Source organism: Flavobacterium ranwuense (assembly GCF_004349315.1).
GTDB lineage: Bacteria > Bacteroidota > Bacteroidia > Flavobacteriales > Flavobacteriaceae > Flavobacterium > Flavobacterium ranwuense.
This window is the reverse complement of sequence record NZ_SMLH01000001.1, coordinates 431,684-446,493: the sequence shown is the minus strand read 5'-3', so window position 1 is coordinate 446,493 and position 14,810 is coordinate 431,684. Positions and strand designations below refer to the sequence as shown.

The 14,810-nt window shown below is 35.0% G+C and carries 16 protein-coding genes; 5 read left to right on the top strand and 11 right to left on the bottom strand.

Features of this window, described 5'->3' with window-relative positions:
• Positions 1 to 42 precede the first annotated feature (42 nt).
• Positions 43 to 1,020, top strand: coding sequence for a DUF4837 family protein (locus E0I61_RS01905; protein WP_132069028.1), 978 nt, complete (start codon positions 43 to 45; stop codon positions 1,018 to 1,020).
• Between the two features lie 46 nt (positions 1,021 to 1,066).
• Positions 1,067 to 1,513 (top strand): GNAT family N-acetyltransferase, encoded by a 447-nt coding sequence (locus E0I61_RS01900; protein WP_132069026.1) that lies wholly within the window; start codon positions 1,067 to 1,069, stop codon positions 1,511 to 1,513.
• Here the strand turns inward: E0I61_RS01900 and E0I61_RS01895 are convergent, their stop codons facing one another.
• From E0I61_RS01895 to rnpA, 4 genes are read right to left on the bottom strand one after another with little or no spacing between them, the layout of a single operon-like run.
• Positions 1,514 to 2,323 carry an OmpA family protein gene (locus E0I61_RS01895; protein WP_317126156.1) on the bottom strand — a complete coding sequence of 270 codons (810 nt, stop codon included), beginning with the start codon at positions 2,321 to 2,323 and terminating at the stop codon, positions 1,514 to 1,516.
• Positions 2,320 to 3,957, bottom strand: a complete 1,638-nt coding sequence (locus E0I61_RS01890; RefSeq protein WP_132069024.1) for a S41 family peptidase — start codon at positions 3,955 to 3,957, stop codon at positions 2,320 to 2,322. The genes E0I61_RS01895 and E0I61_RS01890 overlap by 4 nt, the downstream gene beginning before the upstream one ends.
• A 4-nt stretch (positions 3,958 to 3,961) precedes the next feature.
• Positions 3,962 to 4,798, bottom strand: a complete 837-nt coding sequence (locus tag E0I61_RS01885) for a DUF4349 domain-containing protein (protein ID WP_132069022.1) — start codon at positions 4,796 to 4,798, stop codon at positions 3,962 to 3,964.
• Positions 4,799 to 4,840: 42 nt separating this feature from the next.
• On the bottom strand, positions 4,841 to 5,221 hold the full coding sequence (rnpA, locus tag E0I61_RS01880) for a ribonuclease P protein component (RefSeq protein ID WP_132069020.1): 381 nt from the start codon (positions 5,219 to 5,221) through the stop codon (positions 4,841 to 4,843).
• Positions 5,222 to 5,346: 125 nt separating this feature from the next.
• On the opposite strand from rnpA, the gene E0I61_RS01875 reads away from it, so the two are divergent.
• From E0I61_RS01875 to E0I61_RS01865, 3 genes are all read left to right on the top strand, one after another.
• The gene (locus E0I61_RS01875) at positions 5,347 to 6,081 is read left to right on the top strand and encodes a lysophospholipid acyltransferase family protein (RefSeq protein WP_132069018.1); all 735 of its coding nucleotides are present in this window, start codon (positions 5,347 to 5,349) and stop codon (positions 6,079 to 6,081) included.
• Between the two features lie 10 nt (positions 6,082 to 6,091).
• A complete protein-coding gene (locus tag E0I61_RS01870) occupies positions 6,092 to 7,081 on the top strand; it encodes an acyl-ACP desaturase (RefSeq protein ID WP_131990885.1) in 990 nt (329 codons plus the stop codon).
• A gap of 88 nt (positions 7,082 to 7,169) precedes the next feature.
• A complete protein-coding gene (locus E0I61_RS01865) occupies positions 7,170 to 7,823 on the top strand; it encodes an HD domain-containing protein (RefSeq protein ID WP_132069016.1) in 654 nt (217 codons plus the stop codon).
• Positions 7,824 to 7,891: 68 nt separating this feature from the next.
• Here the strand turns inward: E0I61_RS01865 and E0I61_RS01860 are convergent, their stop codons facing one another.
• From E0I61_RS01860 to E0I61_RS01830, 7 genes are all read right to left on the bottom strand, one after another.
• Complete coding sequence (locus E0I61_RS01860) at positions 7,892 to 8,293, bottom strand: hypothetical protein (RefSeq protein ID WP_131990889.1); 402 nt, start codon at positions 8,291 to 8,293, stop codon at positions 7,892 to 7,894.
• A gap of 148 nt (positions 8,294 to 8,441) precedes the next feature.
• Positions 8,442 to 9,224, bottom strand: coding sequence for an enoyl-CoA hydratase/isomerase family protein (locus E0I61_RS01855; RefSeq protein ID WP_132069014.1), 783 nt, complete (start codon positions 9,222 to 9,224; stop codon positions 8,442 to 8,444).
• Between the two features lie 10 nt (positions 9,225 to 9,234).
• Entirely contained in the window at positions 9,235 to 10,650 is a 1,416-nt protein-coding gene (locus E0I61_RS01850) for a sensor histidine kinase (RefSeq protein WP_131991620.1), read from the bottom strand.
• A 58-nt stretch (positions 10,651 to 10,708) separates the two neighbouring features.
• Positions 10,709 to 11,263: a CopD family protein gene (locus tag E0I61_RS01845; RefSeq protein WP_131990893.1), complete on the bottom strand. Its 555-nt coding sequence runs from the start codon at positions 11,261 to 11,263 to the stop codon at positions 10,709 to 10,711.
• Entirely contained in the window at positions 11,250 to 12,605 is a 1,356-nt protein-coding gene (locus tag E0I61_RS01840; RefSeq protein WP_132069012.1) for an MATE family efflux transporter, read from the bottom strand. The genes E0I61_RS01845 and E0I61_RS01840 overlap by 14 nt, the downstream gene beginning before the upstream one ends.
• A complete protein-coding gene (gene hemH / locus E0I61_RS01835; RefSeq protein ID WP_132069010.1) occupies positions 12,606 to 13,661 on the bottom strand; it encodes a ferrochelatase in 1,056 nt (351 codons plus the stop codon).
• Positions 13,662 to 13,760: 99 nt separating this feature from the next.
• On the bottom strand, positions 13,761 to 14,636 hold the full coding sequence (locus E0I61_RS01830; protein ID WP_131990899.1) for a helix-turn-helix domain-containing protein: 876 nt from the start codon (positions 14,634 to 14,636) through the stop codon (positions 13,761 to 13,763).
• Positions 14,637 to 14,810 lie beyond the last annotated feature (174 nt).

Genomic DNA, 14,810 nt, shown 5'->3' with positions numbered 1-14,810 from the left:
AAACTTCTATAAATTTGGGTTTTATTTTATAATTGTATAGTAATGAATAAAGCCCATTTTTTATTTCTTCTGATTTCTTTGATGTTGTTTTCCTGTAAAAAGGAAAATGAATCTTTGCCACGAAAAACTTCGGGAAAAATCAATACTATTTCGGTCATTATTGACGATCAGTTATGGAATGGTGATGTGGGAGACAGCATTCGAAACAAGTTTGCATCGCCAGTAATTGGTTTGCCACAAGAAGAACCACTGTTCAACATAAATCAATATCCAGTTAAGCTTTTGGAAGGTTTTATGACCGATACCAGAGCGATTATTGTGGTAAAAAAAGGGGAAATAAATAAATTTGAGATTGTTAAAGACCAATATGCATCTCCTCAGAATGTATTTCATATTTCCGGCAAAACAAGTACGGATATTATAACAACCATTGAAAAAAATGCGCCTAAAATGATTCAGCTAATCAAGCAGGCAGAAATAGCCGAAAGCCAGAAAATCAATAGCCAATCTCATATTGATCCGAAGGTAATTTCGAATAAATTCCATCTCACATTGCAGGTGCCTTCCGGTTACGCATACGTGCTTCACAAAAGCAATTTTATGTGGTTAAAAAAGGAAATTATCGGAGGAAACACGAGCCTTTTAATTTATCAAGTTCCTTTAAACACGATTAATAAAGATGCCGATTTAATATCCAACATTATTAAAATGCGAGATTCCATTGGTAAATTATACATCAGGGGAACGGAGCCTGATACTAATATGACTACTGAAGAGGCGTATGCTCCTTACCTTTTCAAGATTACTCTTGATGATAAAGAAACCTTTGAAACGAAGGGAACTTGGGAGTTAAATAATGATTTCATGTCAGGTCCTTTTATCAATTATGCCATTATTGATAAGGAATACAATCGAATTCTGGTTTTAGAAGGATTTTGTTACGCGCCATCCAAAGAAAAACGCGATCTCATGCATGAACTCGAATCTATTATAAAATCAGTAAATGTATTGAAAAGATAATCTTATTTTCTTTTATTTGTACGATACAAAAAACATAAAAACAGGCATGATATTACAATGGAAAATTAAGGCGTTTGATGCATTAACGGTTCACGAACTATACGATTTGTTGCAATTAAGAAGTGAGATCTTCGTAGTGGAGCAAAATTGCGTTTATCTTGATCTTGACGGCAAAGATAAAGTAGCGTTACATCTTATAGGCGAATTTGACGGTAAAATTGTCGCTCATTCCAGATTATTCAAACCCGGAATCAGTTTTGATAATGCTTCTATCGGAAGGGTAACTGTTGATGCAAATTACCGTGACAGAAAATGGGGTCATGACTTAATGCGAGAATCAATTGCCGGGATAGCTTTGCATTTTGGCGAAAACAAAATCACTATTGGAGCGCAATTGTATCTAAAAAAATTCTACGAAAACCACGGATTTGTACAAACCAGCGAAATGTATCTGGAAGATGATATTCCGCATATTGAGATGAAAAGAGAGTAATTAAATTTTCATAATAAGAAATTCGACTCTTCGGTCTAGCGCTTCCCCCAGACCCGTAGGGAATTTGTTACCATTTCCTATATACTTCATTCTAAGACTGTTTATGCCTTTAGATATTAGGTATTTGTATACGCTTTTGGCTCGATTCAAAGACAGTTTCCTTTCGTGACTGTCTTTATCGACGGCATCATCATAATAACTGGGAGTACAACATACGTGTCCTTTAATGTCAAATTGTACATTTTTTTGCTTTTGTAGGATTTTTGAAATTTTGTCTAATTCCAGTTTGGATTGTTCCGTTAATTTACTGCTTCCCAAAGGAAATAAAATATTGTCTAAGTAGACTCGATCCCCAACTTTATGATTATCCTGAAAAGAGTTATAAATTCCTTTTCCAAAACTATTTTTCTTAACAAGAAACAAGTCAACACGCCTATTTTTGGAACGGGTTTCGTTTAAATTTTCAAAAGCATCATTTTTTAAAATCACCCGACCTTTACCCTCGATAATAACAATTTTATTTTTATTAAAACCATTAGAAGTCAGGATATCTTGGACGGTTTTTACTCTGTTGTCCGATAATTTATAATTGTAATCATTATCGCCTCTATCGTCACAATATCCATAAATTTGTATGGATTCAACTTTTGAGGTATCTACTTTTTTTATAAAATCGATTATAATTTGTACTTGGTCATTATAAAGATTGTATTTGTCAAATTCAAAATATACGGTCTCTGCAGTTTTACTCTGTGCGGATAGATAACCAAAAAACAACAGGAATAGTAGACTAAATAAGTTTTTCATCATATTTTTAAAATAGTCTTATACTCGGAGTTGTTGTTCAAAATACTTACGGCTTTCTTAATTTCGGAGTTATTTTTTATGTAATACTGATACAATCCTTCTTGATATTGATAGCGTTTAATGATTTCATCCAAAATCAGATTTTTAATTTCTTTTTGGTTTTTATCCAATAAAGCATTCTCACTTTTCTGAAGTGCAGTAAGCAGTTGTTGGTATTCTACAAGGATGGATTCCTCTATTTTTTCTTTTTTGGCTACAGCCAAAGTGTTTTTCAAAGCGAGTTCTGTTTCGGTGTCAAAGGAGAATTTCTGTACTTTTAAAAACTGTTTGAAATCCAAGAAATCAGCATCAGTAACGGTAGGAATACGATTTCCTAAATCGGGGTTTTTATAATAATAACTAGTTACGTAATTAAAAATCCCGTCATTTTTTATCAAAGCATCGGTTATTGGACTTGATTTTGCTTCTTCCAATTCCACATCGGGTTGAATACCACCGCCATCATAAACCATTCTTCCTTTTCGGGTTTTAAATGCATTGTAATTTTTCTCGTCTGTCTTTACAGCTTTGCCATTTATGTCTTTTCGGGTGTAATCCAAGGCTTGAATGCATCTTCCTGATGGCGTGTAATAGCGCGAAATGGTTACTTTTAGTTGCGTTCCATACGTTAAATCCACCGGTCTTTGTACTAATCCTTTTCCAAAACTTCGGCTTCCTACCACCACAGCGCGATCTAAATCCTGCAAGGCGCCAGCCACAATTTCTGATGCCGAAGCACTTCTGCCATTGACAATGATGATCAAAGGAATGTCAGTGTCTACAGGGTCTTTACTCGTTTTATAGGTGCTGTTGTGTTTTTCGATTTTTGATTTTGTAGTAACAATGATTTCATTTTTTGGAACAAAGAGATTACAGATATTCACCGCTTCATTCAAAAGCCCACCCGGATTATCTCTTAAATCCAATATAATTCGTTCAGCACCGTCTTTTTTTAATTGTTCCAATGCTTCTTTGGTTTCGAAGGACGCTTTTTTGTTAAAATGAGACAATACAATATATCCGGTCTTGTCGTCTATTTTTGCGAAAAAGGGAACCGATTTGATTTCGACTTCGTCAAGGACAATTTGAGTAGTGTTCATTTTTCCTTGTCGGATGTATTTGATGTCGATTTTAGTGTTTTTCGCACCTTTAAAAAGCTGTGAAGCATCTTCTTTGAAATCAGATAATAATACATCGCCTATTTGAGTAATTTCATCACCCGCTTTAAGACCCGCTTTATCCGCAGGGAAATTTTTATACGCTTCCTTGACTATTAATTTATCTTCTTTTCGAGTCAATAAAGCGCCTATTCCGGTATATTCTCCAGTGTTGTTTATCTTGAATCGCAAGACATCCTGCTCGTTGAAATAAACGGTGTAAGGGTCTAAATTAGCTAACATCCCTTTGATGGCTTTATCCATTAATTCACCGGGATTGGTTTCATCGACATAATTCCTGTTCAATTCCTTGAAAAGGGTTGTGAATATCTCGATTTGCTTTGCGATTTCAAAAAAATCGTCTTTGAAACTAGCACCAATGAACAGAAATGCCGAAGCGACAACGGGGATTATGAATTTTTTTTTGAAGAAAGAATACATTGTTTTATGTTTTTTTTGTCTTAAATCTTTTTCTAATAAAGTAACCTATTGCAAACAGGATAATGATAAACGGCCAAATACTCAGTAAATTTATAAATAAACTCGACATACTATTGAACCCAGATTTGATGGCAGTCCAAATTTTTATTCCATAAGAAGCTGTTACGCCACTTTCTTCAGCGATAGATTTGTAGAATTCTATGGTAATGGTGCTGAATGAAACTCGGTTTTGCATATAGTTCAACTGTCCTTCTTTTGCTTCGATTTCTTCACGAATGGAGGACAATTGTTTTTCAATTTCCAACATTTCTGTAACCTTATTTGCTTTTTTCAAAAGTTCGAGATAACGGTTTTCCAGTACTTTTTTAGCTTTTAATCGAGCATCAATGTCAATAAATTCAGCAGTTACATCTTGAGATGATATCTCTTTATTGTCAAAATAAGCAACTCCTTTTGAAATGTCTTTCAAAAATAAATCGAAATTTTTGCTTGGAACACGAATGATTAATTTTCTAAAAACAGACTCGTAATCCTTGCCTTCGGTATCATTTTGAATAGTAGCATTATGGCTCTTTGCTGCATTTTGTATTTGATTATAAGTGGCTGTTAAATCATTGGTTTGAAAACGAAGACTGCCTTCTTTGATGATTTTTTGTTCAATACCTTGAGGAGTTTCTTTTGCCGGCGCATTTAAATCGGCTTTGTCATAAAGAGCATTGCCGGCCGAAGCTTCTTTTGGAGGAAGTTTGATAGCCGATACTTTCATATCTAAATCAGCCTCAGCTTTTTTACAACTGGAAAAAGAAAGTATTAATAGAAAAAACAAGGCTATTGACTTCATAAACATTAAATTTTAATGCTAAAAATACAAAAAATAGAATTGCTACTCTTCTTTTTTTATTAGAAGCAAAAACTTCTCAAACAATTGAATGGTTTTGGTATTAATTTCCTCATATGCCAACCGGTCTTTAGTTTGGTAAAAAAACATAAAGGAATATGGTTGGTCCAGATTGTCAATCAATAAGTGTTTGTTGAGACGGTAGGTTTCGCGCAACACACGTTTGAAATAATTGCGGTCTACGGCTTTCTTAAAATTCTTTTTGGAAACCGAAACGCCCATTTTTATTTTTTCACTTTCGTCAAAGGAACCGGCTTTATATACCAATCGCAGCGGATATTTAGATACTGATTTCCCTTCGGTAAACAATAATCCAATGGTGATTTTACTTTTTAGCTTTTCGTTTTTTGGGTAAGTGAAGTTCATTTTAATAGAAAAAAGACATAGATTTTGATTGGCAAAGTTACGATTAAACGTTGAGCCTGTATATTGTTTCGGATTTAAATCGGGCTAAAAATATATTTCTTACTTTTGTGGCAAATTTTTAAAGCATGCAAAAACTAATTTCGTATCCCATTTCCGTAATTTATTATTTATGTTTCGGTCTTACATTGGTTATTTTTCATCCAATTCAATGGGTTTGCTTCAATGTTTTTGGTTATCAAGCCCATAAAAAAAGTGTCGATTATTTGAATTTTTTCTTATTGAAATGCACGAATCTTTTGGGAACAACGTACAAATTTGAAAACATAGGAAGTATTCCTAAAAATGTTCCGTTGATTTTTGTGTCCAATCATCAAAGTATGTACGATATTATTGCTATGATTTGGTTTTTCCGCCGATTTCATTGTAAATTTGTCAGTAAGAAAGAATTAGGAAAAGGAATCCCAAGTGTATCGTTTAATTTGCGTCATGGAGGCTCTGCTCTTATCGATCGTAAAGATCCCAAACAAGCCATTCCGGCTATCAAAGGATTGTCAGAATATATTGAAAAACACAACCGCTCCGCAGTTATTTTTCCGGAAGGAACAAGAAGTAAGACTGGTAGACCAAAAGAGTTTGCTCAAAGCGGTTTGAAAATTTTATGTAAATATGCGCCATCGGCATACGTAGTTCCAGTAAGCATAAACAATTCTTGGAAAATAGTTAAATACGGGTTTTTCCCTTTAGGTTTAGGAAATCGCCTTACCTTTGTAGTTCATAAACCATTGGCGGTTAAAGATTATGCTTTTGCTGAGTTAATCGCGCAAACAGAAAAAGCAGTTGTTCAAGGAATAAAAATTTAATTTATATATAATGTCAATAAAAAACATTCGATTAGAAGTAATGCAGTTTTTGGAAAAAAACGTAGACAGCTTTGTCGATCAGTATCTAATTCCAGTAGAAAAAATATGGCAACCAACGGATTTTTTGCCTAATTCTCAAAGTGATACTTTTTTTGATGAGGTGAAAGAATTACGTGAAATCGCAAAAGAATTACCGTATGATTTCTGGGTAACTTTAGTAGGTGATACCATTACTGAGGAAGCTTTACCAACCTACGAATCCTGGTTAATGGACGTAGACGGAATTGATAATGTAGAGCGAAACGGTTGGTCTAAATGGATCAGACAATGGACTGGAGAGGAAAATCGTCACGGTGATTTACTGAATAAATACTTGTATTTATCAGGCCGCGTAAACATGCGTGAAGTAGAAATGACAACGCAACACCTGATCAACGACGGTTTTGATATTGGAACAGGAAGAGATCCATACAAAAACTTTGTGTATACCAGTTTTCAAGAATTAGCGACCTATGTTTCTCACAACAGAGTGGCGCAAATGGCTAAGAAATATGGCGATAACAAATTGTCTAAAATGTGTAAAATGATTGCTGGTGACGAAATGCGCCATCATCATGCGTACAGCGAATTTGTAACTCGTATTTTTCAGGTTGATCCAAGTGAAATGATGCTTGCGTTTCAATACATGATGAAAGCAAAAATCGTTATGCCTGCGCATTTCTTGAGAGAATCCGGTGAAAAAATCAGTACTGCTTTCGAACAGTTTTCTGATTCGGCACAAAGAATTGGGGTTTATACCGCAGCGGATTATGTGGATATAATGCAAAAACTAATTGACAAATGGGAAATTGACAAAATTTCCGGTTTGACAGATGAAGCAGAAAAAGCCCGTGATTACTTGATGAAATTACCGGGTAGAATGGCAAGAATTTCAGAAAGATTGGTAATTCCACAAGAGTCACATATCTTCAAATGGGTAGAGCCAGCTTTAGTAAGATAGATTTTGAGTTCTAAATAAAGAATAAAAATGTTGAATTTTGAAGTTGTAGAACTTTGAAATTCAACATTTTTTTTAAAGTATATAAACAATGATAAACCCTGATTTAATAAGCAAAACGATTCTTTTTGTAAAAGCAAAACTAGAAAATGCCGAAGGCGGACACGACTGGTTTCATATCGAAAGAGTGTTTAAAAATTCTGTTCTGATTTCAAAAAATGAAGCTTGTGATACTACTGTTGTTAAACTTGGGGCTTTGCTGCACGATATCGCCGACAGTAAGTTTCACGATGGTGATGAAACCGTGGGTCCCAGAATAGCAAGAGCATTTTTGGAATCAGAAAATGTTGACAAAGAAATTATAACGCATGTGGTGAATATCATTGAAAACATCTCGTACAAAGGCGGTAATTTCCAAGAGAAATTCTCATCCATAGAATTGGATGTGGTTCAGGACGCAGACCGTTTAGATGCCATTGGTGCTATTGGAATTGCCAGAACATTCAATTATGGCGGATTTAAAAACAGAGCGCTCTACGACCCTAAAATTGCTCCAAATTCCAGCATGACCAAGGAAGAATACAAGAAGAATGATTCTCCAACACTCAATCATTTTTATGAAAAGTTATTGCTTTTGAAAGATAAGATGAATACCGAGACCGGAAAACAAATCGCACAAGAAAGACACCGTTATATGGAAGGATTTCTGGCGCAGTTTTATGCGGAATGGGAAGGGGAGAAATAGGTATTTGTGTTGTAGAGACGCACCGTAGAGACGCACTGCAGTGCGTCTCTACAACGTGAATCATTTTTTTATATAATCCCTTTTGCCTTCATTTCAAGAATCACATCCGAAGCGTTTTTAAAAGTTGGTGCTTGCTCAATAATAGTTCCCACTCTTTTTTTATTGAGCTTAAAGGTGATATCATTCTCTGTTGTAAACAGCAAAGCGGTTAAAAACGGGTTATTCATATACGGAGCCAATATGATAAAAGCTTCGTCAAGCGAATGGAAACTTTCTACTTCTTCGGTTTTGTAACGCGCCGTAACCGAAAGACTAAAAACGTCATTTTCCAGTAAAACGGGACGCACATAAATATTTTTCAGTTCCGTATCACCAATGGTTTTGGCAAGTGTTAATTTGGCGTAAGTTCCATTTTGGATGCTTTCTTTTACCTTTTCCCAGAAAAGTGCAAATACAGGTTGGAAGGACATAAGTTTAATTTTAGATGGTGTGTTATATTTCGAAACGGGTCTGTAAAATTAAGTGTTGTAAAGCAAACAATCCGTTTTTGAGGAAAGATTATTTTAAATGCAATCACTTGTAAACTAAAAAGAGAACCAATGTGGCTCTCTTTTGTTATTATTTCCCAGTAAACACTGCTTTTCTTTTCTCCAAGAAAGCCGTTGTTCCTTCTTTAAAATCTTCGGTTCCAAAGCATTTTCCAAAAGCATTTATTTCGGTTTCATAGCCATTTTTGCCTTCTTTGAAATTAGCATTGACTGCTTTTATGGCTTTGCCAATAGCATACGGTGAATTCTTTATTATTTTATTTGCCACGCTCACACAGTAATCTAGAAGTTCTGCTTCTGGGACTACGTGATTCACCAGTCCAGTTCTATAAGCGTCTTGCGCGGTTACCATTCCTGCGGTCATTATCATTTCCATCGCGCGTCCTTTTCCTATCAATTGTGGCAAACGCTGTGTTCCTCCATAACCGGGAATTACACCCAGAGAAACTTCAGGCAATCCCATTTTTGCATTTTCCGAAGCCACTCTGAAATGACACGCCATCGCTAATTCTAATCCGCCACCCAATGCAAAACCATTGACAGCCGCAATAACCGGAGTTTTTAAATTCTCTATAAAATCAAATAATTTTTCTTGCCCTTCAGCTGCCAGTTGCATCCCTTCTTCAATCGAAAAATGAGCAAATTCAGAAATATCTGCTCCAGCCACAAAAGCTTTTTCACCACTTCCAGTTAGAATAATAGCACGAATTTCATCATTTTTTCCTAATGTTTTGAAAGCTTTATGCAAATCAGAAATGGTTGCAACATTCAAAGCATTTAGTTTAGTCGGACGATTAATGGTAACCGTTGCAATGTTGTTTTCGGTAGAAATTAAAATACTTTCGTAATTCATAATTGTATTTTTAGGTGTTAATTATTGGAAGTGAAACAATGAAAGTAGTTCCTTTTCCAAATTCAGTTTCAAAGGTAATTGTTCCTTTATAATTTTCAATAATGTTTTTTATAATACCAAGACCAAGACCCATTCCACTGCTTTTAGTGGTGAATTTGGGTTCAAATATCCGGCTTATGTCTTTGGGTTGAATGCCAATCCCGTTGTCAGCAACAGTAATTAGAACGTTGTTTAATTCTTTTTTTACCGATACAATGATAGACTTGTTTTCCTGTTGTTCCGGAATGGACTGAATGGCATTCTTTGCTAAATTCGTGATAATTCGGATAAGTTGTGTTCGATCAATTTTCGAAATAATTTCGGGAGAATCACTGTGAAATTCAATGTATTCTTCGTTGAAAATATCCATCGCAAGTTCTACTACTCCCACTACGTTTAAGGTTTCATTTTGCTGGGCCGGCATCGATGCAAAGTTCGAAAAAGCCGAAGCAACTGCACTCATCGTATCAATTTGTTGAATTAAAGTTTCGGAGTAGTCATTCATTTTCTGTTTTACATTGGGATCAGTCGGATCAAATTTCCGCTGAAAACTCTGCACTGTTAATCGCATTGGCGTAAGCGGATTCTTGATTTCATGCGCCACCTGTTTCGCCATTTCGCGCCAAGCTTCTTCACGTTCGCTTTGCGCTAGTTTGATGGCACTTTTCTCCAGTTCATCCACCATTCCGTTGTATGCTTTTATTAAAAGATTAATTTCTTTGCTGCTGGCTTCCAAAACAATTTTTTCGTTTTTTTGATTCAAACTCGTTTCGCTTAATTTGTCTGAGATTGTTTTCAACGATTTAGTAATGTAAGAAGACAGAAAATAGGCCAATGCAAACGCAACGATAAGCATAAAGGAATAGACTTGTCCTAAACTGATAAGAAAACTATTTAACTCATTTTTATAAAATTGATCGTCTTCAATATAGAGTAAATTTAAAATACCAAGCGGTTTAAACTTGTCGTCCTTTATTTGGCTGTAAGAGGAAAGACTCTTTATCCCATCGATGGTTTTAATATCTACGTATCTTTTTTCAATAGAGGAACGAACTAATTTCAGGATGTATTTTGGGATAGGAGGAGCTACTTTATCAACAGAAAACGACTCTTTGGAGGATTTTAGTAACTTTCCATCCAGACTGTAAATGTTGATTTCAATGTTATGAATTTGTGCTAATTCGTGAATTTTATCTTTAAAAATTAAATCTAAATTCCCTGATGTCAACGGATATGTAGTTGTGGAAAGCACATAATAGATATGCTCTTTTACAGCATTTTCTTTTCGCTCCAGACGTTCTTGATGGTATTCCTTGGCTTCGTTTTTAAACTGAAAAATAGAAATGGAAGCCAATAAAACGGAAGCCATTACTATCAATACAATCATCGAAAGGAAAATCCTGATTCGTAATGAAAGCATTGCTATTTTGAAGCTTTTAAACATATTAAGATTGATTTCTTTCTCTGATTTTTTTATAAAATTTAAAACCTAGCATGATTAAAATGGAAAAGAGAAAGATTCCAATTACACCATAAATCCAGTTGACAGCATTTTTTAAAATTACTAAAAAAACCACTGCAAAAAGGATAATTGTCGCGCCTTCGTTCCACATTCGCATGAAATTTGTTGAATGTTTCACCTCGTCATTTTGCAATTGCTTGAATATTTGATGGCATTTTCCATGGTATAAATACAACACAAATACGAAGCCAAGTTTTACGTGCATCCAAGGCATTTGTAACCAAGAACGTCCTAAATCAGTAAAAAATAACATCCAAAAGGCAAAAATACTGGCTAAAACTGCTGATGGCCAAGTGATAATGTACCACAAGCGATAGGTCATTATTTTGTATTGTTTTTGTAAAATTTCTTTCTCTGGTGAAGGTTTTTGAGCTGCTTCAATTTGGTAAACAAACAAGCGGACAATGTAAAATAATCCTGCAAACCATGTGATTACAAAGATGAGGTGTAAGGATTTAAGGTAATTATAGTATTCCATCGTTAGTTTGAATCAATTTTGTGTTCATTTCTTTTTTTAGAAAATAGCCAGTCAATAGTGTTGATAAAATATCAGCAATTGGGAATGCAATCCACACTCCAAAAATACCTAAAAAATTTGGTAGAATCAGCACTAACGGAATCAGGAAAAATCCTTGTTTGCTTAAGGTCAAAAGCAGTGCTTTTTTCGCCTTTCCCGCCGCTTGAAAATAAGCCGCGCCAATTAGTTGTACGGCTATGATTGGTGAAGCCGCAAAAACGTAACGCAACGCTTCCGGAGTTTGGGCAATCACGAGTGGATCTTTGGTAAAAATGGCGACTATAGGTTTGGCAAAAATCAAAATAACCACAAAAATAACAGTAGCTAAAAAGGTTGAATATTTTATCGAAAGCAGCACACTTTCTTTGACTCTTTCATAATTTCCTGCGCCGTAATTAAAACCTGCAATTGGTAGAAATCCTTGCGTAATTCCCAGAATTGGAAACAAAGCAAACATCAACATTCGGCTGATAATTCCATAAATAGCAACGGAATGTTCACCGCCGTACGTGTATAAAGTATGATTCAATATTATGGCTAAAATACTCACCACACCTTGTCTAGAAAAAGTTACAAAACTCAATTCGGTTATTTCCTTTACAATAGGAATGTTGAATTTGAAATGTCTGGCTTTTAGTTTTAGTTCACTTTTAAAATAAAAAAACCAAAACACAAATAAGAAGCACGTAAAATAGGATATGGCTGTAGCCAAAGCAGCACCAAACATTCCTAAATCCATGTATTTTATAAAAATAATGTCTAGTAAAATATTTATAAAAGCGGGAATAATCATCGCTACCATGGCAAATTTTGCCTTACCTTCTGCACGAATTACGTTGTTTCCCATCATGCAAAGTGCTAAAAACGGAACGCTTATAATTATGGGAAAGAAAAATTCTTTTGCGGGTTCCATTATGACTCCTTTCGCACCAAAAAGCATCAACATTTCTTCGCTAAAAAAAAGACCAAATAAAACAAAAACAGATGCCAATAAAAAAGTCATCATGATTTGATTGCTAAAAGTATGCAATGCTTTTTCCTTGTGGTTGGCTCCCAATGCCCTGGAAAGTACAGAACCTCCGCCCACACCAATCGCCATTCCCAAAGAAGAAATCAAAAAGGTGATAGGCAAGACTACTGTTACCGCTGCAATAGCTAAAGTTCCGATCCATTGCCCAACAAAAATGGTGTCAATTAAAATATTAACTGACATGAATAAAATCCCAATAGAAGATGGAACCGCTTGTTTTATCAAGAGTTTTTTGATGTCCTGAGTTCCTAACTCATCGGCGGTAACAGCCATTTAAGCGTTTATTTTTTCTGAGTCAACTTTAATGGATGAAGAGGCATTCGACCAGTTTGAAATCCAATTGCTTACAGTTTTACACCAGTCGTCACCATCATTTAAACAGGGAATTGCTAAAAATTCTTGACCTCCATGTTCTTTAAACTGATGATTGGCTTCCATGGCAATTTCTTCCAAAGTCTCCAAACAATCTGATACGAATGCCGGCGTTACAACAGCCAGATTTTTAATGCCGCGTTCCGGCATTTTATTTATTTCCACATCAGTATAAGGCGTTAGCCATTTGTCTCCTGCTAAACGTGATTGAAAAGTCTGACTGTATTTTCCTTCCGGGATTCCCAGTAATTTTACTACTTGTTTGGTAGTTTCGTAACATTGGTGACGGTAACAAAACTCATGTGACGGTGAAGGTGTGTTGCAACAAGAACCGTCAATTTTACAATGCGATTTGGTGATATCCGTTTTACGAATGTGTCGCTCCGGAATTCCGTGGTAGGAGAATAATAAATGATCATAATCAAAACCTTTTAAATGATCTTTGATAGAATCGGCCAGGTTTTTTATATAATCAGGTTTGTTATAAAATGCGGGAACGATGGTGAATTTCATTTCCGGGAAGTACTTTTTACGCAATTCTTCGGCCAGTTCTAATATTGTAGTTGTAGACGCCATCGCATGTTGCGGGTACAATGGAAAAAGCAGCACTTCATTTACGCCTTTGTCATGCAATTCTTGTAAACCAGACAATAAAGAAGGATTTCCATAACGCATCGCTAAGGAAACAGGAATATCAACTAATTGCTTTACTTTGGCGTGCATTCTTTTGGAGATGACCACAAGTGGGGAACCTTCGTCCCACCATATTTTTGCGTAAGCGGCGGCTGATTTTTTAGGTCTTGTTTGTAAAATTATTCCACGAACTAACAATGCTCGCAACAAAAACGGAACGTCAATTACGTATTTGTCCATTAAAAATTCATCTAAATACGGTTTAACATCTTTAGGGGTTGGACTTTCCGGAGAACCTAAATTAACTAATAATACACCTTTCATGTTTCTGGTTTTTGTTGGTACAAAAGTAAATAAACTTACTTTTTTATAAATTGTGATTAACTATTTTTTATTTATTGTTTAATATAAGAAATCAATTGGTTACTGCATATTTGGGTTGATTGACATCAAATATTTCTTTGGCGTGGTAGCAAATTTCTTTTTGAATGCTGCTATAAAATGACTTCCGGTGCTGTATCCAATTTTCAATCCCACTTCGTTTACATTATAGGAACCGCTGTCGAGCAATTTTCGGGCAAAATCCATTTTGTAATCAAACAGAAACCCATAAACGGTATCGCCATAAATTTGTTTGAAACCCATTTTTAGCTTCTTTAGATTCAACCCTATTTCATCTGCTAATTCCTGTAATCCTGGCGGTTCAGCCATATTAGCAATGATAATTTCTTTGGCTTTTTTAATTTTCATTACATTATCTTCATCTATTAAAAACGGACATTGTTCTGCGTTTGGATCTTCAGTTCTATTGAAATACAAACTCAATAATTCATATCCTTTCCCTTTGTAATATAGGTTTTTTATGGACGGATGCAAACTGTAATGAAACAATTGAGATAAAACAATTGCCATCGACGGGCTGATATTTCCTTCGTTGTAATATTTTTTGTCCTTATTATCGGCACTTAAAAAGGTGATATAATCTGCTTCTGTCGAAAATAAAGCGTGGAATTTCTTGATCGAAATAATCACAGAAATCACCCAGGAATTTGGTGCTAACTCCAGATTTAAAGGCAATTCTTTTTGAGGATTGTATAAAAGCAATGATTTTTCTTCTTTTAATTCCAAAGCATAATTCCCTTGATTGAAGATGAACTTGGCACTTCCTTTTAATCCAAAATGAAATTGAATCAATCCGCTGCTTACTTCACGTTGGGCTTGAAAGACATCGGTGCCGTCATTCTGAAAGCGAATTAAGGTAAAGTCATCTTCAATTTTTATAATTTCTTGAGAACTCATAGCGATGTTTTTTTTACTTAAAAATGATAATTATCAGGTTATTTTATTTAGAAACACTCTAAATAGAGCGATTAAAAAAACCCATTTCTGCTACAAAAATAAGGGTTTTTATAATAAAACAACGATTTAAAACCAAAAAATCACTTAGCGATACAAAAAGAACTTCTAGCGTTA